Raw genomic sequence first — 23,732 nt, 5'->3', positions numbered from 1 at the left:
AGATGGCCAATAAGATTCGGCTGGATATTGTTACTCCTGACAGGATGGTCTACTCCGAAGACGTCAATATGGTGATTGCCAGAGCGACTGACGGCGACCTGGGCATTTTGCCAGGGCACGCCCCGCTGATTGCCGGTCTTGATGTCTGGCCACTCCGGATCATGAAGGACGAAGGCGAGCACCAACTGGCGTTGTGCGGCGGTTTTATTGAAGTTCGCCCCCAGAAGGTAACAGTATTGGCAAGTTGCGCCGAATTGCCGGAAGAAATTGATGTTAAACGGGCGGCAGCGGCTAAAGATCGAGCGGAAGCGCGGTTAAGAACAAGTGCAGATATTGACGTACATCGTGCTGAAATTGCCCTTAAGCGGGCCATAGTGCGTCTAAGGGTTGCTGAAAAAAAATAATTCTAAAATGTAAAGAAATGAGAGTATTCTGCAGAGTACTCTCATTTTCTTTTTGCACACCATAATTTACATTGAATAACGTACCTAAATCCTGGCAAAAATGAACATAACAGCTTTATTTTACTTTATTATAAGTCGCCGGCTATTGATTAGCGATTAGGGTAATGATAAACTATTATAGGAAAACTGTAGACTGTTTAGCATTCGAACATGTTGAACCGGTTTTTTATACATGTAAGGTAACCGCTGTTGTGGGAGGAAACTTTTGTGGAAAAACTAATTGTTCGCGGGGGCAATCGCCTGTCCGGTACGGTAAAAGTCAGCGGTGCAAAAAACGCTGTACTGCCGGTGATTGCGGCAACGCTGCTGGGGACAACCCCCAGCACCCTGGAAGAGATACCAGACCTGGAAGATGTCCGGACGATTGCCGAGGTGCTTGAGCATTTAGGTGCGGCGGTAAAAATTGAACCAGGAACATTATATGTTGACAGCTCCAATGTTATTGCCTGTGAAGCTCCCTATGAGCTGGTAAGAAAGATGCGCGCGTCTTTTTTGGTTATGGGCCCTTTGCTGGCCCGGGAAGGCTGTGCGAAGATTTCCCTGCCCGGCGGCTGTGCCATCGGTACCAGGCCAATAGACCTGCATCTGAAAGGGTTTGAGGCTTTAGGGGCTGAGATCGTTATGGGCCATGGCTTTATTGAGGCCAGGGCGCCCCAGGGCTTAAAGGGGGCCAGAATTTACCTGGACTTCCCCAGTGTTGGGGCAACCGAAAACATTATGATGGCCGCCAGTATGGCCAAGGGACAGACTATTATTGAGAACCCGGCTGAGGAGCCGGAAATTGTTGATCTGGCCAATATTCTTAATCACATGGGGGCTAACATCCGCGGGGCCGGCACCAAAATGATCAGGATTGAAGGTGTCAGCGAGCTGCGGGGAGCCTGCCATACCGTGATACCTGACCGGATCGAAGCCGGGACTTATATGGTCGCGGCGGCCATGACCGGTGGTGACGTATATGTGGAAAACGCCCTGACCGAACATCTGAAGCCGGTGATTGCCAAACTCAAAGAAGCCGGGGTGCTGATTGAAGAGGATGTAAACGGCGTCAGGGTGTGCGCTACAGGCAGCATCCGCGCCGTAGATATCAAAACGTTGCCTTATCCCGGTTTTCCCACCGACATGCAGGCTCAGTTTATGGCCCTGATGACGGTTGCTCAGGGTACAAGTATTGTCACTGAAACTGTATTTGAGAACCGGTTTATGCATGTTGACGAACTTAAACGCATGGGGGCAGCAATTAAAATTGATGGCCGCAGCGCGGTTGTTGAAGGGGTTGCCAAGCTGACCGGCTGCCCTGTCAAGGCCACTGATTTAAGGGCGGGAGCGGCGCTGGTGCTCGCAGGCCTTGTAGCTGAAGGGCAAACCGAGATTGGCTATATTCATCACATTGACCGGGGTTATGACCGGCTTGTGGAAAAATTCCGCAGTATTGGTGCCAATATTGAACGTGTAGATTAGCCGAACTAATAATTATAATAAGCATTGTTTATCATCGCAGAGCGGACTTGCACCAGCGGGGGCAAGCCCGCTCTTGATTTTTTCCACTCATACCGCTTAGCTTGTTTGCATATTATGAAATAATAATATGGATAACGCTGAGTAGAGGTGAGCGCGGTGCGTTACGTGGCAGTATATAGTATCTTACTGGTAATCGTGACTGTTATTGCAATTCCGGCGTTCATAGTACAGGGAGTGAGCGACTGGGGCCGGCAGCCGGCAGCAGCCGGTTTCCCGGTTGTTTACAGGGGCGAGGATATTACGATTAAAGTGTATGTGCATGATATTAAACAGGTCGTTGCCATGAATCTGGAAGATTATGTAAAAGGGGTGGTGGCGGCGGAAATGCCGGCGGAATTTGAGCCTGAGGCCCTCAAGGCCCAGGCTGTGGCGGCGCGCACTTATGCTGTAAAGCATATGGCCTTGTTCGGCGGTACCGGTTCCAGCGAGTATCCCGGCGCCGATGTGACGACAGATCATAATGACAGCCAGGCCTGGCAGAATGAAACTGTGTTGAGAAATAAATGGGGTCAAAACTACGCTAAATACTGGGGTAAAGTCAGTCAGGCCGCTAACGAGACCAGGGGCCTCATTATAACCTATAAGGGGGAACCCATTAATGCCGTATTCCACTCCACCAGCGGCGGAAAGACGGCCAGTGCGCAGGAAGTATGGGGCTTTGACTATCCCTATCTGCAAAGTGTGGCCTGTACCTGGGATCAAAAATCACCCCGGTACCAGGATACCAAGGAAATAACCCTGGCCGAGCTGGAAGTGCGGTTAGGGGCGGATGCCGGGATACTGGCAGCCGCTCAGAGCGGCGGTAGTGCCAGTATTGCCGGCATTATCGACTATACCAACTCCGGGAGGGTCAACAAGGTCAGGATAGGAACGAAAACGTTGTCAGGCCTTGAGGTAAGGCAAAAGCTGGAATTGCGCTCAACCAATTTTAGTGTTGCCCCGGCCGGGAATACACTAATATTTAAAACTTTTGGTTATGGACACGGTGTCGGCCTGTGCCAATACGGCGCCAATGGCCAAGCCAAAGAAAGCCGGGATTTCCGGCAGATATTAACCCACTATTACACAGGCACGGCGATCAAGAATATATTTGGTTCCTAGGTTGAAAATTTAGGTGGGCACGGTCTAACTCCTCAGGCCTGACCGGAATTATTTGTTTGCAAACTGGGCATAATATCCATGAGGTGATGATATGCCCGGAAAAATATTTACCAAACTGGTCCGTTCCGGCCACATAGGACAGGTATTGACAGCAGGGGGGCTGCTGGCGGTAGCGGCATTGCTGATATTTGCGGTTGCCAGTACCCTGGAGACAGTGCCTACGCCGCCGGTAACTAAAACTGCACCGGTGTCAGAGCCTGCCCAGTCTCTGCCGCTAGCCCAGCCTCAGCCTGCTGTTTCAATTAGCCAATTGCCTGCCGGCCCCCAGGCGCCTGCTGATGAATTACCTGCAGCCGCGGCCGGTCAGCAGGATATGGCGGCCGGTAATGAAGCCATTCGCAACCTGTGGCAAGGCGCTATAATCAGGGACTTCGGCTGGCAGCTTCATCCCTTGTACCAGGACTGGCGTTATAATAACGGTCTTGACATCGGCGGTGGTGAAGGCCAGCTCGTGCCGGCCCTGTTAAGCGGGGAGGTTGTGGAAGTATTTACTGATAAGCAACACGGTTTAACAGTCGCTGTGCGCAGCGGTAAATACACTGTGTATTATGGGTCTCTGGCCAGTGTGGCCGTAAACAAAAATACAATGATAAAAACAGGCAGCCCGATTGGTTCGATGGGAATAAGCACCAGTGAACCGGAGCCCCACCTGCATCTGGCCGTCCAGGGCAGTGGCGGCGATCGCATTGACCCCCGGGAGCTGTTTCCGAATATCATTAATTAAATTAACTTTCACAAAATTAATGACCTTGGAGTAAGGTCATTTTTTCTTTTCCTCCGCATATACATGTTAGCAAAGGGTTAAAAGGACGGGCGCGAGGGGGAAGAGGCCGAATGAAAGAGTATATTCGCAAAAGGGTGTTGGATATATGCAACCACATCATGGAAACAAAGCATACAGTACGTCAGACTGCCACTGTCTTTGGGGTAAGCAAAAGCACTGTTCACAAAGATATGATTGAACGTCTTCCTGAGATTAATAAGCGGTTGGCTGCCAAGGTAAAAAATATCCTGGAGCTAAATAAGGCAGAACGGCATATCCGCGGCGGTGAGGCTACCAGAAAGAAATACAAAGAAGAAAAAGAGGAAGAATAGACCATTAGAGAACCACCATGATGAACCTGACCCAATATTAGAAAAGCGGGAAGCTTGATTTACTGGCAAGAAGCAAAGTGACAGTCCCTTTGCTTCTATTGACATGCTGGAGTTATTGAACTAATAACCTGTTTGCTTTTTTTGAAAGGAAGTAATGGTTGATTATTAAAGGGGGAACCGAAGCAGGGGCACTGTCCTTTTGCTTCGGTTTTTTTCTGTATGCAAAAAGAAGCAAAAAGAACGTCCCCTTGCTTCCGGTGCTTGCCCGTGCCAAAAAACCGCTGGCTGCCGAAGGGCAAACAGCGGTTTTGTTTTTCATCTGTACAGAATATAAGTGCAGGTGCCGTATTGGCAGCGTAATACTCCGGGGCTAAGCGGCGGGAGTTCCGCCTACGCCAATTCGTTTTGCCCACCAGGCAGTTACGATAGGTACCAGTACAGCCGTAACGATTACGCAGGTTGCCACCAGCACGGTTGCCGTCGGCGCAACCGCCGCATACGAAGTATCGACAGCGGCGATGGCTGCCGGTACGGCGGCGGCGTTGCCGGCAGTGGACGCGGCAGAGAGACCGGCAATGCCGTTGCCGCCGGTCAGTTTGTCGGCCAGCAACAAAACTGTGCCGCTGATCGCCACTACGGCAACTCCCATCAGAATGCCCAGCATACCGCCTTTAACGATATTGCCAAGATTTAAGCCGCAGCCCAGGGCAAAAGCAAAGAAGGGAATCAGTACCGGGACGGCCCGGCTCAGATAGTCGCGCAGTTCCCGGTCCAGATTGCCTAGCAACATGCCGATCAGCAACGGCAAAATGGCGCCGACAAAGGTTTGCCAGGGGAAAGCGGCCAGCCCGGCAATGCCGAGGGTAGCCATGGTAAAGAAAGGGCCTGATTCCAGACTCATTACCGAATAGGCGCCGACATCCTCTTTTTTGCCAAACTGTCCCATCAGCGCCATATATAGCCCGCCATTGGTATCATTGATGGCAGCTACAATCGCCAAAACCGACAGGCCGGCAAAGAAGCCGGCCTCAACATAGCCTGACGGCAGCAGTTTTGACGCAATTATGGCCAATACAGCGCCGGTCAGGATTTTCGCCCCCAGCAAAGCTCCGCCCTTGCGCAGGATATACGGAGTAGACTTCAGGTCAATGGTTGAACCCATACACACATAAAAAACCGCTAAGATAGGCATGGCACCCGTCATCAGGGCACCGGTAAAAGAACCAAAGGTCTTGCCGAATTCCGGCAGCAGGGTGTTTAGCACTGCCCCGAAAAACAAAGGAATAATCATCATTCCGCCAGGGACTTTTTCAATAGATTGTTTAATTTTCATAACTATGCTCCTTATCTTTTATCTGAGTTACGGACTCCATTCGCCAGCCGGGCGGCAAATTCGATGGCTGCATACATGCTGCTGCTGTCGGCAACGCCGCTGCCGGCAATGTCAAAAGCAGTCCCATGATCCACCGAGGTGCGCAGAAACGGTAAGCCGACAGTCACGTTAATGCCATTATCAAACCCTAAGAGTTTAATCGGAATATGCCCCTGATCATGGTACATGACCACAACAATATCAAATTCCTTGCGGCTTACCGCCCGGAAAAACACGGTATCCGGCGGCACCGGACCGGTGGCGGCAATACCCTCCCGGCAAGCAGCCTCAACGGCCGGGGCAATTTCGTCAATGTCTTCCCGGCCAAACAGACCGTTTTCACCGGCATGGGCGTTAAAGCCGGCGACAGCGATGCGCGGCTGCTCCAGACCCAGCAGCCGGAGTGTCCGGTCAGCCAGTTTAATGATGCGCAGCACCCGCTCTTTGGTAATCAGCTCGGCCGCCTGCCGCATGGAAACATGGGTTGTAACATGAATAACCCGCAACGCATCACCGGCCAGCATCATGGCATAATCAGCAGTGTTGCTTAATTGCGCCAGAATTTCAGTATGCCCGGGGAAATGATGCCCGCCTTTATGAAGCGCCTCTTTATTCAGGGGGGCCGTAACAATTGCCGTCACCTCATGGCGGAGCGCGGCCTGGACCGCCGCCTCAACATAGCGAAACGCAGCATCTCCCGCCCGGGCGTCCACCTGTCCGAACGGCAGGCCGGCCGGGATGTTGGCAAAATCCAGAACATCAACAACGCCGGGGCGGTACACTCCGGCTGCAATGCCGCCGGCTTTCCTGATCGTCAGCTTGCTGTTTACGATACCGGCGGCCTGCTGCAGCCGCTGCTGATCACCAAATACCAGCGGCCGGCTGATTTGATAGACCCTGTCGTCGGCTAATGCCTTCACAATGATCTCCGGACCACAGCCTGCCGCATCCCCCATGGTGATGGCCAATACCGGACGTTGATCCTTTATCGTCATTACATCACTTCCTCTATTGTTGTAATTTGCGCACAGCCTGCAATAAGTCGCCAGGCTTGCCGAAGGCTCCGGCCTTGGTAATAACCTGCAGGGTTTTGCCTTCCCTTGTTGTCATTGTGCCCAGCGGAATAGCGGTCGTTACCTCCTCCAGTATCCTGATGCCGGTTACGCCCAGCGCCCGGCAGACCGCCACCGCCGTGTCGCCGCCGGTAAGGACAATGCCGGCAAGCTTTTGGCTGTTAACAAGCTGGGCGCCAATCCAGCCCAGCATTGTTGCTGTAATTTCGCTGACCTCTACCGCGCTGAAGCCCAGTTTGGCGCCGGCGGCCTTCGTTTGTTCAACGGCCGCCGGCTGATACCCTGTGGCGATAACCAGGCAGGTACCCTGGGCCAGTTTTTTACTAATGGCGGCCAGCAACGGCAGCGCGCTCTGCTCCTGCCAGGGCAGGTATTTGGCCACTTCAATTTCCACCAGCTCACAGCCGCCGGCCAACAGCTCGGCAATCTGCTCCCTGGTGACTGAACTGACACTGCCGGCAATGACCAGAGCCGGCGTTTGCTCCCGGACCTTGTCATTCCAGTTGAAAATCGCCGGCAGGCAATCCGCCAGCCCGGCGGAACCGGCCCATAACACCTGACTGGAGATTCCGGCCACCGTCCGGGCGGCCAGGTCAAAATGCTCATCTGCCCAGCCATCGCAGGAAATGATACGGCACCCGGCCGCAAGGGCGCGGCGAACAAACGCATCAATGACAGCCGGACCGCCGGTAAGCTCGGCAATGCCAATATGAGCCACCTGCAAGCCTGACTGGCGTTGCAGCAACGCCGGCAGGCAGCTTTCGGTAACCGGACATTTGGGGTCTCTGGCAATCTCGGTTGCTTCTACCGGTACGCCCTGTACCAAATGATTACCGCCAACAGTTGTCCGGCCTGTTTGCACAAATGCAGGCAGGACAAAAGCAAAATCATGAAGCCCCATATCGAGAATCGCCTTAATCTCAATACCCACATTGCCCCGCAGCGTTGAGTCCAGCTTTTTGTAATAGCGTGTAAAACCTGCCTGCTGCGCCTGCCGCACTGCCGCCTGCACCTTGTCGTAAGCTGCCTGGCCGTCAATGGCCCGGCTGTTTGTATCCCAGATAACAATATCTGCCGCCGAAGCCGGACCCGGCTCGGCTCCTTCCAGCAAAACCTCCGTACACAGGCCGTAACGGGAAAATTGCAGCCCGGTATCATTGGCCCCGGTTAAATCGTCGGCGATAACCGCCATGGCTTTACGCTGATTTTTCAAAGCCCATACCTCCTAAAGTCAGTTCTGAATTAACTATTTGCTGCCTGCGCCGCCTCTTAGCTGCTTTAAGGCAATCCGCGACTGGTTTACCCGGTCTGTCGCCTCGTCGCCAATCTGCAGCGCCAGCCGGACATACAGAATATCGATAACAACTAACTGAACAATCCGGGAAATCATAGCGTCTGAGCGCATTTTTGTTTCGCGCGTGCTGCTGAGCAGGTAGTCGCCGGCAAGCCTGGTAATACCGGAATTCATATAACCGGTAAGCGCACAGGTATAACAGCCCTGTTCCCGGGCCAATTCCAGCGTCCTGATAATATCGGTGGTTTCCCCTGAGTGGCAGACGGCAAAGAAAACTTCCTGCGGCTGGGCAACCGTGGCCGCAATTGTCATCAAATGAGAGTCGGTATAGGCATTAACCTTTAAGCCCAGGCGCATCAGCTTATGCATAACATCCTGGGCGACGACTCCTGACGCACCCAGGCCAATCACGTGAATAAAAGCCGCCTGGCGCAGCCTGTGGGCAATTCTCGCCAGCGCCGTCTGGGAAAGCTGCTGTTCAAGCTCGGCAATCCCCTGTATCGAAGAATGAATTACCTTATGAATGATAGCAGCCAGTCCATCCTGGCTGTCCACATCTTCATAAATAGGCCGCATCTCCTGTTCTCCCGTTTCCCGGGACAGGGCAATGCGAAACATAGAATAATTATCATAACCCAATAAGCGGTAAAACCGGATAATCGTGGCATCTCCCACCTGACACCGCTCTGCCAGCTTGTTAATAGGCAGCCGCAGGGCTTCACCGGCAGAAGCCTGTAAAAACTGCACAATCCTCTTCTGTGAGGCAGTGAGCCGGTTGCTGTGAAGCCGAATCCGGGAAAAAAGATTCATGTACCAGAATCACCTCCGTGTTTGGAGATTTTCGTCATTAAATTTACACAAGAAGAAAATAATCTCCGTTTATAGTATTTGCTGTTTCGGTCGGTTTTCCTCTTTTTTGCAATAAATTATTATTTGCGGCAGCAAGGGACAGGCCTGCCGGTTTTTTCCTGGGCATGGCAAAACTCATTGCTATACTGCATTGCCGCCCGGTTCAACAAACCGCAAGCAGCGGCGTCGCGATCAGGAGGACAATGCAGGGAGCACAGGTTGCCGGTGTGGCTGAGGTCGGGATAATCGGGGGTACAGAATAAGATCAGCAACAAAAATAGGAGGAACTATTTTCGGTATAGCGAAAAATAAAGGAATTTAATTTTATTTGTAGAATACCTAAAACACTTGTATTTATCTTCCTATATACCTCTTTTTTTCCTATGAAGAAATTGGACATGCTGGGGGATAGTCAGATGACTTGAAAGGGGCTAAGGATTTCACATGTTTGGAACCATGGATATTGGCGTCGACCTGGGAACTGCCAACGTTTTAGTATACATAAAGGGTAAGGGCATCGTATTGAGGGAGCCGTCGGTGGTGGCCATTGACCGCGACAGTAACCGGATTTTGGCCATCGGCGAAGAGGCCCGGCGGATGCTGGGCCGGACTCCCGGCAACATTATTGCCATCAGGCCGTTGCGCGAAGGGGTCATTGCCGATTATGACACTACCGAAAGCATGCTCAGGCATTTTATTCAAAAAGTTGCCGGCAAGAATTTCTTTTTTAAACCCCGGATCATGGTGTGTATCCCCTCCGGCGTAACCACAGTGGAAAAGCGGGCGGTGCTGGAAGCGGCGATGCAGGCCGGGGCCCGCAAGACCTATCTGATTGAAGAGCCGCTGGCGGCGGCCCTGGGGGCCGGTCTGGAGATTGCTGAACCATGCGGGGCGATGGTTGTGGATATCGGTGGCGGCACAACCGATGTTGCCGTACTTAGCCTGGGCGGTATTGTGGTCAGCGAATCGCTGCGGATCGGCGGCGATAAATTTGATGAAGCGCTGATTCGCCATGTCAAAAAAGAATACAATATCCTGATTGGCGAACGCACGGCGGAAGCGATTAAAGTAGCCATTGCCACCGCCTACCCGGACGGACGTAATGAAAGCCTGGAGATCCGGGGCCGGGACCTCGTATCAGGGCTGCCGAAAACCATTCGCATGAGCTCGGCGGAAACGCGGGAAGCCTTAGCCGAGCCAGTGGCTCTGATTGTCGAATGCGTTAAATCCGTTCTGGAAAAAACACCGCCTGAACTGGCGGCCGACATTGTTGACCGGGGGATTGTCATGACCGGCGGCGGCTCGCTGATTCACGGTTTGGATAAGTTAATTAACCAGGAAACAGGAATACCTACATATCTGGCCGAAGATCCTTTGTCCTGCGTGGCCTTAGGCACCGGTAAAGCCCTTGATTCGCTGGAAAATCTGCAGGACACCCTGACAACACTCAAAAAAGGCACTCTGGCCGGCTAACGGGGCCACCCGGAAAAAGATTGCCAGGCGGTACCAGTGTATGGGCAATCTTGTCTTAAGAAAACCAGCAATTACTACGATATAATTATTACGATAGATTCTTTTAAGGAGTGAAGCCCGTTGATTCGAGGTATTTATACTGCGGCTTCCGGGATGGTGGCGGAAACGACCAGAACAGATACCATCGCCAATAACCTGGCTAATGGCAATACCACCGGCTATAAAAAAGATATAGCAATATCCAAGGATTTTGCCAGTCTGTTAATCCAGCGTATCAATGACGGACCGGCAGTGCCGCCCATTGGCACCCTGGGGGCAGGGACGGTCATTGATGAAATCGCGACAATCCAAACCGCCGGCAGTATCAGCTCAACTGGTAATTCGCTTGACTTTGCCGTTGATGGCAAGGGCTTTTTTGCTGTGGAAACGCCGGCCGGGGTCCGTTTTACCAGGAATGGGGCCTTTACCCGCAGCGGACAGGGGGAGCTGGTAACCAGCGAAGGGTTTCCGGTACTGGGACAAAATGGCGCCATTGCCATTCCTAACGGGAAAATCTCAGTTGAGGAAACAGGCCGGGTTACCGTTGACGGCGCTGAGGCCGGTCAGCTCCGACTGGTGGAGTTTGCCGATGACCGCCAGCTGGTAAAAGAAGGCAACAGCCTCTACCGTACCGATGAAAATGGACAACCGGCGACAGGCAAGATCATGCAAGGCTTTCTGGAACAATCCAATGTCAATATAGTGGCGGAAATGGTGAACCTGATTGCCGGCTACCGGGCTTATGAAGTAAACGCAAAAACGGTACAGGCTCATGATCAGCTGCTGGATAAGGCTGTCAATGAAGTGGGTAAAGTCTAATACTTGGCAAATCACAATAACTGCTTGGGGCTGGACTTAGCGGGAGCCCCTTGGCCGCTGACCGACTGATGCGGCCGGTTAGGCAATAAAATCACAATGGAGGTCATTACTATGCTTCGAGCACTATGGACTGCCGGCACGGGAATGGTTGCCCAGCAAGCCAACCTTGATACCATTTCCAATAACCTGGCTAACGTAAATACTACCGGTTTCAAGAAAGGCCGGGCCGAGTTCCAGGACCTTATGTATCAGACGATTCGCCAGGCCGGTGCGGCTACCGGCCCCGATACCCAGCTGCCGACAGGTATTCAGGTCGGCCACGGTGTACGCCAGGTGGCTACCCAGAAGTTATACGGACAGGGTAATTTCCAAAGTACCGGTAATGACTATGACCTGGCGATTGAGGGGGAAGGTTTTTTTCAGATCACGATGCCTGACGGGACCCTGGCTTATACCCGTGACGGTTCCTTCAAAAAGGATTCCCAGGGACGGATGGTAACAGCCGAGGGGTATCCGCTGGAGCCGCAAATCACTGTGCCGGATGATGCAACAAGTCTGACTGTTTCTGCCGACGGCCTTGTAAGTGCAACAACACCGGCCGGCACTGAGGAAATCGGGCAGATTACCATTGCCCGGTTTGTTAATCCGGCCGGTCTGGAAAATATGGGCCGCAACCTGGCTAAGGAAACCGAGGCCTCTGGGGTGCCGGTAGTAGGCAACCCCGGCGCTGACGGGGCCGGTACGCTGGCGCAGCAATATCTGGAAATGTCCAATGTCCAGGTCGTTGAGGAAATGGTCAATATGATTGTTGCCCAGCGGGCTTATGAAGTGAATTCCAAAGCCATTCAAACGGCTGACGATATGCTGGGGCAGGCCGCCAGCCTCAAACGGTAGCAATAGCCAATGAAGAATAAACTATACCGGCTTACCATGGTGATCCTATGTGTTGCCGGTATATTATTTACCGGCGGCAACGCCAGGGCGCAGGGGCTGACCATCGCTGTTGCCCCTGAGTCGCAGGTTACGGGCCAGTTTTTTACCCTCGGTGATATTGCCCGCATTAGCGGGGATGACGCCGGCCGGATTGCCAGCCTGGAGCAAATCCGGCTCGGGCGGACGCCGGCGCCGGGCCAGAGCATACTATTTTCCGCAGAACTGTTAGCGATCCGGTTAAATACCGGCAGCCACGATCTGACAGGCCTTACCTGGCAGGTGCCGCCGCAATTCCGCGTAACTGCCCTGTCTCAGGTCATTACCGGTGAACGGCTTACCGGTCTGGCTGCCCAATATTTGCGGGAACACCTTACCGGCAGCGATGTTGAACTGCTGCCGGTGGGTCAGCCTCAGGATCTCGTGGTGCCGCCGGGGGCTGTGGGTTTTACTATTGAACTGCCCTATGGGTTAAAATATAATGCGCCAACCACCGTACATATCGGCCTGAATCTGGCAGGCCAGCCTTATACCGCGGCCAGAGTAAGAATTGATATAAAAAGGTATGAGCAAGTGGCTGTTGCCAGCCGGGCAATAGCACCACGCGACCTCATTACTGCCGACAATATTATTTTTGAGCGCCGCGACACCGGGCGCATGCCGCCGGGATATTTTACCGATCCTGATCAAGTCCTGGGTTTGGCTGTGAAGCGTCAACTGTCGCCGGGGACCGCAATCAGCGAGAGTGTACTGGTTAAACCGCTGCTGATTAAGCGGGGCCAAACCGTCCGCATTGTTGCCCAAACCGGCGGCATTGAAGTAAGTGCGCCGGGGGTTGCGCTGCAAAGCGGCAGTGAAGGCCAGTCCATCCGGGTGCAAAACACAACTTCCCGGAAAGTAATTACTGCCAGGATCATGGATGAAACAACGGTCCTGGCCCAGATATAGCGAAAGAGGGTGTGATTAGGATGGGTAAGCTTATTGGTTTTCTGTTATTACTCCTTGTTATGACTCAGCCTGTCCCTCCTGTACAGGCCAATTCCCTCTGGCTGGATTCGGGGCCGACAGCCAGCCTGTTTAGTGACTTCCGGGCTCATGCCGTGGGTGATATTATTACCATTGTTATCAGCGAGTCTTCCAGTGCCAGCCGTATCGGCAATGCGTCCAACTCGAAATCGGCCAGCACCAGTCTGGATGCCGGGGTCGGGCTGCTGACCTTTATTGAACCGGTCAGCGGCGGCTCATCCGACAGCTTTAAGGCCCAGGGGTCGGTGGCCAACAGCAACAGGGTAACCGGACGGATTACCGTTAAGGTAACCGAGATTAAGCCTAACGGGCTGCTGGTTGTCTCCGGCACGCAATCGATAAAGCAGCTGAGTGATGAGCAGAAGATTACCGTTACCGGCCTCGTGAGACCGGAAGATGTTACTGCCGACAATACGGTGCTGTCCAGTAATGTTGCCGACGCCCAGCTTAAAATTGAAGGCAAGGGCCCGCTGGCAAGCAAACAAAAACAGGGAATTCTGACCCAAATATTCAACTTTATATTTTAAGGATAATGATATTGAGGGAGGACATATGCGCAAATTAACAGCAATCTGCCTGACCGCTGTTCTGGCTGTAAGCATAACGGTTCCGGCCCTGGCTGCCCCAACCCAGGTCAGTACCCGGATTAAGGACGTGTCCAGGGTGCAGGGCATGCGCAACAACCAACTGAGTGGTTATGGACTGGTGGTGGGCCTGAACGGTACCGGCGATTCTAATAAAAGTGTATTTACCCTGCAATCTATTGCCAATATGCTGAAATCTTTTGGTGTTGTCATCAGTTCATCGGCGATTAAGCCCAAAAACGTGGCCGCTGTTATGATCACAGCCACGCTGCCGCCGTTTGCCAAACCCGGTGATGCTATTGATATCACCGTATCCTCTATGAGCGACGCTAAAAGCCTGCAGGGGGGAACGCTCCTGCAAACCCCGCTGCGGGGCGCTAATGGCCAGGTATATGCTGTCGGTCAGGGACCGGTGTCTACCGGCGGCTTTATTTTTGGGGCCGGTGGCTCCAGCCAGCAGAAAAACTTTCCGACCGTTGGCAATGTCCCGGCCGGGGCCTTAGTGGAACGGGCAGTACCAATGCCCTTCGCGGATAAAGAGAACGGCCAGATTACGCTGTCGCTTAATCAGCCTGATTTTACAACTGCCAACCGGATTAGTGCGGCCATTGATCAGCGCTTCGGGCCGATTACTGTCGCCAAAGACCCCGGCACGGTAGTCATTAATATTCCGTATTATTATAATGAGGATATTGTCGGCTTTGTTGCGGCCCTGGAAGAACTGGCCGTTACACCTGATACTGCCGCCAAAGTTGTTATTAATGAACGGACAGGTACGGTTGTGATTGGCAGCAATGTGACCATTGACCAGGTGGCTGTCGCTCAGGGCGGTCTTACCGTTAAGATCGGCAAGTCAACAGAAGTTTCCCAACCCCCGTCCTTCTCGGACGGCAACACCGTAGTAACCACCGATACAACCCTTGAGGCCGAGGAGCAACCGGCCGGTCTTATTGTCCTGCCGGCTTCAGCCAGTGTGGGCGACGTAGTTGCCGCCCTGAATGCCGTAGGGGCAACACCCCGCGACATTATCTCTATCCTGCAGGCCATAAAAGCGGCCGGGGCTCTGCATGCCGAACTGCAGGTCATGTAAGCCGCAGCAGGTTATAAACGCCCATCTGCTTCGTTGCTCCTGCGGGCGTTCCCTCCGAGTACTTCCCAGTACGACTGCGGTCACGTCCTCGTCGCGCCTCGCAGCCGGACCTTTCTAGCCAGCTGCGGGCCTATACTGATAAGGGGTGAGTGAATGTTGAAAATAAATCCTGCCAATCTCATACAGCCCAATACCATTCCTGCCGGCGGCGGGGCGGCGGTGTCCGGCCAGGGAGCGGCTTTTGCCGCCCGGCTGGAGCAAGCGGTTCAGACCTCCGGGCTGGCGGGAGCTGCGCCGGCAAAAGGCAGTGAAGATGCTAAGCTCAAGGCCGCCTGCCAGGAGCTGGAAGCGGTTTTTCTGAATATGATGCTGGCGCGAATGCGGGCCAGTGTACCCAAGACTAAGCTTATGGGCGATACCTCAGGCGAAGAAATAATGCAATCGCTGTTGGACACGGAGTTAACAAAAAATATGGCGCAAGCCGGGGGAATGGGCTTGGCCGCCATGCTGTACCGTCAGCTAAGTAAAAGCCCTGTTAAAGGCCAGGCTCGATAGCCTGGCCTCTTTTGCATAATTACCGGTTTGCTTATTTTATTATAAGGAGTGTGGTTTCATGTTCAATCGTCCGGGCCTAAAAAGGCCACTGCTGACAGCCTGTATTTTCCTGGTGGTACTGCTGCTTCAGGGTGCTGCCTGGGCAGCCTCTGAACCTGTAGTGAGCAAAATCAGGCTAAGCCAGGATGCGGAAAAAGTTAGAATTGTGTTTGATGTCTCCGACTTGCCCGAATACAAAATAATGACGCTGGAGAACCCGCTCCGGCTGGTCATAGATATGCCCGGGGTTGCCAATAAGGGGATCGCCCAATATAGGGTCAATGACCCGACCGTAGCCAGGGTACGTCTGGCCGCGCCTGAGCCAGGCAAGCTCAGAGCGGTTGTTGATCTGAAAACTCCCTATCTGTACAAGGTGTTTACCCTGAAAGACCCCAACCGGCTGGTTGTTGATATTATTAAAGACTATGAGCAGAAGCAGGTGGAGGAACTGGCACCGGGCCTGACCTATACCTCCTGGCTGAGAAATCAAGCCAGCGGTCCCTTATGGGCCCATATCCTTGAGGTCGATCCCCAGGCCGGTTTTGCGGTCCAGCCGGTGCTGTCCAATGGTGTCATCAAGGGGCTGGAACCACTCTTGCCGATGGCCGAACGGGCCGGGGCGATAGCTGCGGTTAATGGCTCTTATTTTGGGCCTGACGGGACGATTATCGGCTTACTGAAGATAGACGGCGAAATCGCCAGTACACCCGCCTTACCCCGTACAGCCCTTGGTATTATGCCTGACGGCCGGATGCTTATTGATCAGGTCGAGTATGAAGGCCAGGTTGAATTACCGGACGACAGGACCGTGACGATTCATGGTGTTAACAGACCGCGGGGGGAAAACGAGCTTGTGCTCTACAATGGCCTTTATGCCCCGGCGACCGGCAGTAATAATTTCGGCAGAGAATATGTGGTTGTAAACGGTAAAGTAACGGCAGTCAATACCGGCAATTCGCCGATACCGCCGGCGGGCTTTGTCCTTTCCGCCCACGGTGCCGCCGCCGGCCTCCTTGCCGGTCTTAGCATTGGCGACGGCGTCAGGCTTCAGCAGACACTGGGGCCGGAGTGGGATAAAACCCGGCACGCATTGGGCGCCGGGCCGATGCTTGTTAAAAATAACAGCGTATTTTTAACAACTAAAATTGAAGAATTTGGCTCCGATGTGGCCGGTGGCCGCGCTCCCCGGACGGCACTTGGCCTTAAGGCCGACGGGAAAATTCTGGTGGTGGTTGTGGATGGCCGGCAGGAGCTCAGTACCGGGATGACACTCCTGGAACTGGCGCTTTTTATGCAGGAGCTGGGAGCACAGGAAGCTATGAATCTCGATGGCGGCGGGTCCAGTGAGATGGTATTAAACGGTAAGATTATCAACAGGCCCTCAGACCGGCGGGAACGGCGGGTGGGGGACGCTTTGGCAATTATTTCAAGCCGTGTTGCTAATTGATAAAAATGCGCTATAATAAAGTAGAGAAACCTCTACAGCAAAAGACAAAGGCAGGTGTTTCTGTATGGTTCATAAAAAGAGTATCATGCTCGTTACCGTGTTGCTGGTTGTTGTCGGCGCCGTAGCCTGGGTATTGGCAGCAGGCCAGACGGTTGACCAGCGCGGTGTATTAGCAGGCAGTGTTCTGGCCAATGGTTTGGTGGCCCCCGGCGCCCTGGCCCGGGAAGGCGATATCCTGGTTTATGTTAATACCCTTACCGGTCCGGCGGTCGCAGTCCGTGCCAACACCGACGGCACTGTCCGCGAAGTGCTGGTTAAGCCGGGCGACCAAGTCAAGAGCGGTGATGTTTTAGTCAGGATTGAACCGCTTAAGCGGTAGGGCAGGTAGGTACCCAGTAGCTTATCAGCCCTAACCCAGTGAATACTGCCGGTCTATTTTCCGCAACCCATCGTTGTCGTCAGTCAGCATACGTCTGGTATGCCTCCCTCCTCCGCCTTGGTTTGCGAAAAATAGCCTCGCCATTATTCTACCGTTTTAGAGCTGACAAGCTACTCTGATAGGGAGGCAATTGGCAAGGCTAACAATGCGCCCTAATCTTCTTCATGGAAGGATGAACCTATGTTTAATATTTTAAGGCGTTGCCTGACAGCGCTGGCGGCAATACTGATTATGCTGCCGATTGGTTATGTTCAAGCTGCGCCTGAATTTATGCCTGTTGAACAGGTTGTCAGAGGTATGCATGGAACAGCCAAAACCGTTGTCTCAGGCAGTCAGATTGAAGAGTTTGGTGTAGAAGTTCTGGGGGTTATGAAGCAAAAAGGACCATCAGGTGACTTGATCCTGGTCCGCACCTATGGCGATGTCATCGAACGGACAGGCGGCATTGCCCAGGGCATGAGCGGCAGTCCGGTATATATTAACGGCAAGCTGGTTGGCGCCGTAGCTTATGGCTGGGGCCTGACAGACCATAAGATCGGGATGGTAACCCCAATTGCCGACATGCTCAAATTATGGGAGCTGAACGGCGGCCAGGCAGAATTGCAGACGCCGGCAGCCCCACTGGACGATAATGCGGTCAGTACACCCTTAATGGCCTCCGGTTTTGGTGACCAGGCTCTGAAGATGCTGGCAGACAAGCTGAAGCCCTATAATCTGACTCCCTATGCAGTAAGTGGCAGCATGGCCGACGACAATAACGGCATTGTCTACAATAAAACCGTTGAGCCAGGCAGTACGATCGGTTTGCAGCTGGTGCGCGGGGATATCAGTCTGGGCGCGTTAGGCACCGTAACCTATGTTGAGGGCGATAAATTGTTGGCTTTTGGTCATCCTTTCCTTAAAAAAGGCAAAGTCAACTATTTCCTGACCGATGCCGAGGTCTACACTACCATCAGCGGTCTGGAAAACTCTTTCAAAGTCGGCACCTCAACCGAAACAATCGGGGTGATTAACCAGGACAGAGGGGCCGGTATTGCCGGTACTATCAGCAAATTCCCCAATATAGTACCGCTCCGGATTACTGTTACCGATAAAAATCTGGGCCGCACGAACGAATTATGGGCCCAGGTTGTGCAGGATGAAGAGCTGGCGCCGACCCTGTCGGCGGTCAGTGTCTTTAACGCGATTGAGAAAACCACGGACCGTGTTGGCTCCGGTACAGCCAGAATCAGCTTTGAAATCAGTGCTGCCGGTATACCCGGTGAGGTATTGGCGCGGGAAAATATGTTTTATACGCAGGGCAATGTTGGGGAACTGGCCATCGCCGAGGTGCATGAGGCCCTGGCGCTGCTGAGCAGCAACCAGTTTACCCCTGTTAGTATTATGGATGTTAAGGTCAATGTCGCCATTGACAGCGAGCGGCGGACGGCGACTATTCTTGAGGCTAAAGCCAATACAGCGGCTGCCAAACCTGGTGACAAGGTTGATATCGCTGTAATCATTAAACCGTTTCGCGGTGAACCGCTGACCCAATATATCACGTACACCGTACCCAAAGAGCAGCAGCCGGGGACCCTGATGCTGACCGTGCGGGGCGGCGGTATGGTTTCGATTGCCCAGCTTGTTGGCCAACGGCCCAGCATGGAACAGGATCTAAGTAAACTGTTTATGCTTAAAGCAAGACCCCGGTCCCTGGAGGAAGCCGTTCAGGACCTTGTTAGCCGTGACCGTAATAACGATATCGTTGTTGAGACCATTGAAATGAGTATGCCTGATGCTGCTGCCGGCTCAGCCGGCAGAAATGTAAAACCGGTGCCCGGTACCTTCGAGACTGCTCCCAGCCCGGCATTACCGGAAACAACCGCCATGCAGCCGTCTAAAAACGGGCCAGCTGGCAGGGCGGCCGGCAAAAATAGCAAAGGCGACGAGTTGAAACAAAAAGTGTATGTAACAACCGATTATATTATTGATGGTGACACTCAGGTCATGTTAAATATCATCAAGTAAATTGCCTGCTGGAGAAAAGCCGCATTAGATGCGGCTTTTGCCTTTTGTTCAGTCCGGCCTAAGCCGCCGCCGGCAAGGAAAATAGAGGCAGTTAAAAAAACGGCAGGGAATTAAAAATAAATATTGAATACTATTAAAGATCAACTGCACCGAATAAGGTTAAGGAGCTTGCCTATGCTTAATCAGCTATTCACCCGTACCGGGCGAATTGTTATAACTTTTTTGGAGCATGTGGGCCAGGTGCTCATCCTGTTTAGTCAGACTGTGTTACATCTGCGCCGGCTGAACACTACCCTGCTGCTTAGGCAAATGGCGCATCTGGGGGCAGATTCACTGGCCATTGTCTTGCTGACCATGCTGTTTACAGGTATGGTCATGACGGTGCAAACCGCTTTTGAATTTGTAAAATACGGGGCTCAGTCCTCGGTTGGCGGGCTTGTGGCGGTAGCCATGGCCCGTGAGTTATCGCCTGTTTTGACCGGTGTGGTCTTTGCCGGGCGGGTGGGGGCCGCAATTACGGCCGAAATCGGCTCCATGAAAGTAACAGAGCAGATTGATGCCCTGCGGGTAATGGCCGTAAACCCGGTTGCCTATCTGGTAGTGCCCCGGATGCTGGCCTGCATGGTGATGCTGCCGGTACTGGTTATCTTTGCCGATGTCATTGGGACTTTCGGCAGCTATATGATCGGCAAATACTATGCCGGTATCAGCTCCTTCACTTTCTTTAATTCGATCAAGGTTTTTGCCGTACCCCACGATATCATCGGCGGCATGATCAAAGCTATATTTTTTGGGGCCATTGTCGCCCTGATCGGCTGCCATAAAGGACTGACCACCGCCCAGGGGGCTGAGGGGGTAGGGCAGGCAACAACCGGTTCGGTTGTCTTATCGATCATCCTGATTTTTGTCAGCAACTATTTTTTATCGGTACTATTATACCGGTAAAAATTAAATGAGGTATAAATTATGATCAGACTAGTTAATGTCAATATGGAGTTTCGCGGCAAGCAAATACTTAAAGACATTAACCTTACTATTGAACAAGGGGAAATTATGGTGATTATCGGGCCAAGCGGTTCCGGTAAAAGCACATTACTGCGGCTGATTATTGGTCTGTTAAAACCAACCGCCGGGGAGATTTGGGTCAATAACCGGGAAATCACCGGCCTGACCGAGGATGAACTGGGCAGGATCAGGCTGGAGATGGGCATGGTCTTTCAGTATTCGGCGTTATTTGATTCCATGTCGGTCGGGGAAAATGTGGCCTTCGGCCTCAGGCAGCACACCGATATGTCCGAAGCGGAGATTCTGCGGACAATACGCCGCAAGCTGCGCATGGTAGGCCTGCGCGGGCAGGAAAATGCCATGCCGAGTGAACTGTCCGGCGGCATGAAAAAACGGGTCAGCCTGGCGAGGGCGATTGCCATTAATCCGCATATTGTTCTGTATGATGAGCCTACGGCCGGGCTTGATCCCATTATGGCCAATACGATTGACCGGATGATTGTCAGTACCAGGCGAATGATTGATGCCACCTCGGTGGTTGTGACCCATAACATGTCAAGTGCCTTCCGGATTGCCGACCGGATTGCCATGATCCATAATGGCAGCATCATTGAGGCCGGTACACCCGATAGTTTCAAACAGTCGGAGAATCCGATTGTGGCTAAATTTATCCGCGGGGCGACCGTCCTGCCGGAGCGTAAGGGGAGGGCAAGGGTATGAATACCGAGGCCAAAGTCGGCGCTGTAACTCTTGCCGGCCTGCTGCTGCTAGCCGGAATGTTTGCTTATTTAAGCGGCATTACTTTTGGTGACAAAGGTTATCCGATCCAGGCTGTTTTCGCTCAGGTCAGCGGGCTGAAGCCAGGCAATATTGTCCGTTATGCCGGTGTTGAAATTGGCGAGGTCACTGCTGTGCAGGTACTGCCTGACGGTGTGGCCGCCGACATTATGCTTAATCCCGGGGTAAAAATACCGGCAGGGTCTGCTCTGACAATTGGGTCTGACGGTTTACTGGGGGAAAAATATATTAATATTATGCCGCCCCGGGAGCTCAAGGGGTTTTTAGCCCCCCATGCCAGAGTATATGGCGAGAGTCCCCAGGGAATGGATGAATTGATGGTAGCGGCCAATCAGGTGCTGGCTGAGGTGAGGACACTGGTTAAGGCCCTGAATGATGTGCTGGCCGACGATAAAGTAAGAGCGGCCCTGAAGGAGTCGGCCTTAAATGCCCGGGAGATCACGGCTAATCTAAACAGACTGACGACTACGCTGGCCACTCTGGCTGAGAAAAATCAGGGCGATGTGACCGCGGCGGTCGCTAATCTGAAGGCCATGTCCGGCAGTCTTAAGGATACCGCCGCCCGGGTGGATAAAATGATTGCCACTGTCGACAATGACGGCAAGACAGCCCTTGAGCTGCGGGCAACCATCACTGCCCTGCAACAAACCAGCAGCCGGGTGGAGAGAATGGCTGCCGCTTTAGAAGGGGTGGTAACAGAACCGGCAACAGCTCAAAATATCAAAGAAACCCTGAAGAACGCGCGTGATGCCAGTGCCAAAGCCAACAAGATGCTGGGCCGGGTAGCGGCGATAGAAACAGAAACAAATGTAGAAGCCTTATATAATACCGATACCCATAAATACAAAAGCAATGCCGATATTACGATCAATACCGGGCCCGGCGACTTTACCGTTATTGGCGTGAGCGATATTGGCGAAGACAGCAAGCTGAACCTCCAGCTGGGCAAAAGAGGACCGGTCTTTAATCAGCGCTTCGGGGTGATTGACAGTAAAGCCGGGGTCGGGGTTGATGCCAAAATGGGCAGTCAATTGCGGCTGTCGCTGGATGTGTATGATCCGAATGATGTGCGGGTCAAGCTGCGGACACAGTATAAGGTGGCACCTGATACCTTTATTGTCGGTCAGTCTGATGACCTGAACAAGGGGGAGGAAAAGGCATCTTATTTCGGTGTCCGGCGGTCATTCTGATACACTTGGCATTGACACCGCCCAGGCTTGGACATATAATTATAAGTACCTGACTGAACAGTCAGAACCCGAAAAAAATAGCGATAACATCAAGGAGGTCATAGTATTTTATGGCACAATTTAGATTATATGGCAGCATCGCCAAACGCATGTCGGCCTTGATTACCGGCGGCATGCTGGCAGCTGCTGCTCTGCCAGGCCTTGCCGCGCCCGTAGAACTTACACTTGATGAGGCCATTGATATGGCTCTTAAAAGCAATCCCGCGATAAAAATATCCGAATCTGATATGGAAAAGGCCAACTGGGATGTAAAGATGGCCAAAGCCGGTAAAGGGCCGTCGGTAACCCTGTCCCACAATGCCAGCCGCACCAAAAGTGCCGCCTCAGCCGGGGTTGGCTATGATACTAACCGGCAGCCTTTTATAGTTCCTATTCCGGAAAGCATCGATAACAGGTATGCCAACAGTGTTGACCTGACGCTGCCGCTATACACCGGCGGCCGGCTGGAAGGCACTATTGAGAAAGCCAAACTCGGCCTCAAAGTATCTGACCTGGGGGTTGCCAACTCACTGCAGCAGGTTAAGCTTGACGCAACAACCGGTTATTACAGCATTTTGCAAACCCGCAATCTGGTCAAATTAAGTGAGGAGTCGCTGGCGCGCCTTAATGCCCATCTGAAAAATGTAGAGGCTCAGTATAGCGCCGGTACTGTGGCTAAATCTGACGTGCTGCGTTCAGAGGTGGAGAAAGCCAGTGCCGAGCAAAACCTGATCAAAGCGAGCAATGCCTATGAGCTGGCAATTTCAAGCCTGAATAATGTTATTGGCCTGCCGCTTGATACTTCGCTGGTGCTTAAGGAAGAGCTAAATTATGCCAAATATGATAAGACGCTGGCAGAGTGCATTAGCACTGCCCTGGCTAACCGTCCTGATTTAGCCCAGGCGGCGGCAAATCTGGATATTGCCAAAGCGGACATCAGAGTGGCCGAAAGCGGCAATAAGATTGCCATTGCGGCTACGGCGTCCGAGAAGTGGAATGATAAAGATTTTCCCGGCACCGATAACAATAACTGGGTTGTCGGTATCAATGCCAGTTACAATTTATTTGACTCCGGTGTGACCAGATCCCAGGTGAAAGGGGCCGAAGCCGGTCTTGGCAAGGCGTCAGAGCAGCTGCGTCAGGCCCGGGACAGCGCGCAGCTGGAAGTCCGTCAAGCCTATCTCAATATGCAGGAAGCCGAGAAACGCATCGAGACAAGTAAGGTAGCTGTTACCAAAGCGGAAGAGGATTACAAAATATCCCAGGTGCGTTACAGTGCCGGCGTCGGCACAAATCTTGATGTTATTGATTCCCAGGTGGCCCTGACTTCAGCCCAAACCGACTATGTCCAGGCTATGTATGATTACAACACCAGCCGGGCTAAACTTGACAAAGCGATGGGTGTGACCGTAGAGTAAAGCAA

General features: G+C 52.8%; 23 protein-coding genes. 19 read left to right on the top strand and 4 right to left on the bottom strand.

The window, feature by feature from the left end; genetic code table 11:
• The first annotated feature begins 2 nt into the window (after positions 1–2).
• The 5 genes from SPTER_RS17325 to spoIIID all read left to right on the top strand — a co-directional run bounded on the left by SPTER_RS17325 (position 3) and on the right by spoIIID (position 4,241).
• Positions 3–404 (top strand): F0F1 ATP synthase subunit epsilon, encoded by a 402-nt coding sequence (locus tag SPTER_RS17325; protein ID WP_144351529.1) that lies wholly within the window; start codon positions 3–5, stop codon positions 402–404.
• A 267-nt stretch (positions 405–671) separates the two neighbouring features.
• The gene (murA, locus tag SPTER_RS17320; protein WP_144351528.1) at positions 672–1,925 is read left to right on the top strand and encodes a UDP-N-acetylglucosamine 1-carboxyvinyltransferase; all 1,254 of its coding nucleotides are present in this window, start codon (positions 672–674) and stop codon (positions 1,923–1,925) included.
• Positions 1,926–2,081: 156 nt separating this feature from the next.
• A complete protein-coding gene (spoIID, locus tag SPTER_RS17315; RefSeq protein WP_144351527.1) occupies positions 2,082–3,086 on the top strand; it encodes a stage II sporulation protein D in 1,005 nt (334 codons plus the stop codon).
• Between the two features lie 91 nt (positions 3,087–3,177).
• Positions 3,178–3,870, top strand: coding sequence for a M23 family metallopeptidase (locus tag SPTER_RS17310; RefSeq protein ID WP_144351526.1), 693 nt, complete (start codon positions 3,178–3,180; stop codon positions 3,868–3,870).
• A gap of 110 nt (positions 3,871–3,980) precedes the next feature.
• Complete coding sequence (spoIIID, locus tag SPTER_RS17305; RefSeq protein WP_144351525.1) at positions 3,981–4,241, top strand: sporulation transcriptional regulator SpoIIID; 261 nt, start codon at positions 3,981–3,983, stop codon at positions 4,239–4,241.
• A 370-nt stretch (positions 4,242–4,611) separates the two neighbouring features.
• Here the strand turns inward: spoIIID and SPTER_RS17295 are convergent, their stop codons facing one another.
• From SPTER_RS17295 to SPTER_RS17280, 4 genes are read right to left on the bottom strand one after another with little or no spacing between them, the layout of a single operon-like run.
• The gene (locus tag SPTER_RS17295) at positions 4,612–5,574 is read right to left on the bottom strand and encodes a 2-keto-3-deoxygluconate permease (protein WP_144351523.1); all 963 of its coding nucleotides are present in this window, start codon (positions 5,572–5,574) and stop codon (positions 4,612–4,614) included.
• A gap of 11 nt (positions 5,575–5,585) precedes the next feature.
• Complete coding sequence (gene pdxA, locus SPTER_RS17290; protein ID WP_144351522.1) at positions 5,586–6,608, bottom strand: 4-hydroxythreonine-4-phosphate dehydrogenase PdxA; 1,023 nt, start codon at positions 6,606–6,608, stop codon at positions 5,586–5,588.
• A gap of 13 nt (positions 6,609–6,621) precedes the next feature.
• On the bottom strand, positions 6,622–7,899 hold the full coding sequence (locus tag SPTER_RS17285; protein ID WP_144351521.1) for a four-carbon acid sugar kinase family protein: 1,278 nt from the start codon (positions 7,897–7,899) through the stop codon (positions 6,622–6,624).
• A 33-nt stretch (positions 7,900–7,932) separates the two neighbouring features.
• Positions 7,933–8,790: a MurR/RpiR family transcriptional regulator gene (locus SPTER_RS17280; RefSeq protein WP_144351520.1), complete on the bottom strand. Its 858-nt coding sequence runs from the start codon at positions 8,788–8,790 to the stop codon at positions 7,933–7,935.
• A gap of 483 nt (positions 8,791–9,273) precedes the next feature.
• Between SPTER_RS17280 and mreB the strand changes: the two genes are divergently transcribed.
• The 14 genes from mreB to SPTER_RS17210 all read left to right on the top strand — a co-directional run bounded on the left by mreB (position 9,274) and on the right by SPTER_RS17210 (position 23,727).
• Complete coding sequence (mreB, locus tag SPTER_RS17275; RefSeq protein WP_144351519.1) at positions 9,274–10,302, top strand: rod shape-determining protein; 1,029 nt, start codon at positions 9,274–9,276, stop codon at positions 10,300–10,302.
• Between the two features lie 120 nt (positions 10,303–10,422).
• The gene (gene flgF / locus SPTER_RS17270) at positions 10,423–11,160 is read left to right on the top strand and encodes a flagellar basal-body rod protein FlgF (protein WP_144351518.1); all 738 of its coding nucleotides are present in this window, start codon (positions 10,423–10,425) and stop codon (positions 11,158–11,160) included.
• A gap of 111 nt (positions 11,161–11,271) precedes the next feature.
• Positions 11,272–12,054: a flagellar basal-body rod protein FlgG gene (flgG, locus tag SPTER_RS17265; protein ID WP_144351517.1), complete on the top strand. Its 783-nt coding sequence runs from the start codon at positions 11,272–11,274 to the stop codon at positions 12,052–12,054.
• A 9-nt stretch (positions 12,055–12,063) separates the two neighbouring features.
• Positions 12,064–13,038: a flagellar basal body P-ring formation chaperone FlgA gene (gene flgA, locus SPTER_RS17260; RefSeq protein WP_144351516.1), complete on the top strand. Its 975-nt coding sequence runs from the start codon at positions 12,064–12,066 to the stop codon at positions 13,036–13,038.
• A 20-nt stretch (positions 13,039–13,058) separates the two neighbouring features.
• Positions 13,059–13,643, top strand: a complete 585-nt coding sequence (locus tag SPTER_RS17255) for a flagellar basal body L-ring protein FlgH (protein WP_144351515.1) — start codon at positions 13,059–13,061, stop codon at positions 13,641–13,643.
• Between the two features lie 25 nt (positions 13,644–13,668).
• Positions 13,669–14,790 carry a flagellar basal body P-ring protein FlgI gene (locus tag SPTER_RS17250; protein WP_144351514.1) on the top strand — a complete coding sequence of 374 codons (1,122 nt, stop codon included), beginning with the start codon at positions 13,669–13,671 and terminating at the stop codon, positions 14,788–14,790.
• Positions 14,791–14,943: 153 nt separating this feature from the next.
• Positions 14,944–15,345: a rod-binding protein gene (locus SPTER_RS17245; RefSeq protein ID WP_144351513.1), complete on the top strand. Its 402-nt coding sequence runs from the start codon at positions 14,944–14,946 to the stop codon at positions 15,343–15,345.
• Positions 15,346–15,403: 58 nt separating this feature from the next.
• Positions 15,404–16,831: a phosphodiester glycosidase family protein gene (locus SPTER_RS17240; RefSeq protein WP_144351512.1), complete on the top strand. Its 1,428-nt coding sequence runs from the start codon at positions 15,404–15,406 to the stop codon at positions 16,829–16,831.
• A 64-nt stretch (positions 16,832–16,895) separates the two neighbouring features.
• Positions 16,896–17,210, top strand: coding sequence for a biotin/lipoyl-containing protein (locus tag SPTER_RS17235; RefSeq protein WP_144351511.1), 315 nt, complete (start codon positions 16,896–16,898; stop codon positions 17,208–17,210).
• 240 nt (positions 17,211–17,450) lie between these two features.
• Complete coding sequence (locus tag SPTER_RS17230) at positions 17,451–19,277, top strand: SpoIVB peptidase S55 domain-containing protein (RefSeq protein WP_144351510.1); 1,827 nt, start codon at positions 17,451–17,453, stop codon at positions 19,275–19,277.
• Positions 19,278–19,451: 174 nt separating this feature from the next.
• Positions 19,452–20,222, top strand: coding sequence for an MlaE family ABC transporter permease (locus SPTER_RS17225; protein WP_144351509.1), 771 nt, complete (start codon positions 19,452–19,454; stop codon positions 20,220–20,222).
• 21 nt (positions 20,223–20,243) lie between these two features.
• Positions 20,244–21,002, top strand: coding sequence for an ABC transporter ATP-binding protein (locus tag SPTER_RS17220; protein WP_144351508.1), 759 nt, complete (start codon positions 20,244–20,246; stop codon positions 21,000–21,002).
• Complete coding sequence (locus tag SPTER_RS17215) at positions 20,999–22,270, top strand: MlaD family protein (protein WP_144351507.1); 1,272 nt, start codon at positions 20,999–21,001, stop codon at positions 22,268–22,270. The genes SPTER_RS17220 and SPTER_RS17215 overlap by 4 nt, the downstream gene beginning before the upstream one ends.
• A gap of 110 nt (positions 22,271–22,380) precedes the next feature.
• Positions 22,381–23,727 (top strand): TolC family protein, encoded by a 1,347-nt coding sequence (locus SPTER_RS17210; protein WP_144351506.1) that lies wholly within the window; start codon positions 22,381–22,383, stop codon positions 23,725–23,727.
• Positions 23,728–23,732: the final 5 nt, after the last annotated feature.

Origin of the sequence: Sporomusa termitida (assembly GCF_007641255.1) — a bacterium.
GTDB classification, from domain to species: domain Bacteria; phylum Bacillota; class Negativicutes; order Sporomusales; family Sporomusaceae; genus Sporomusa; species Sporomusa termitida.
Note: the sequence above shows the minus strand (reverse complement) of the source record. Positions and strands in the feature narration are given on the sequence as shown.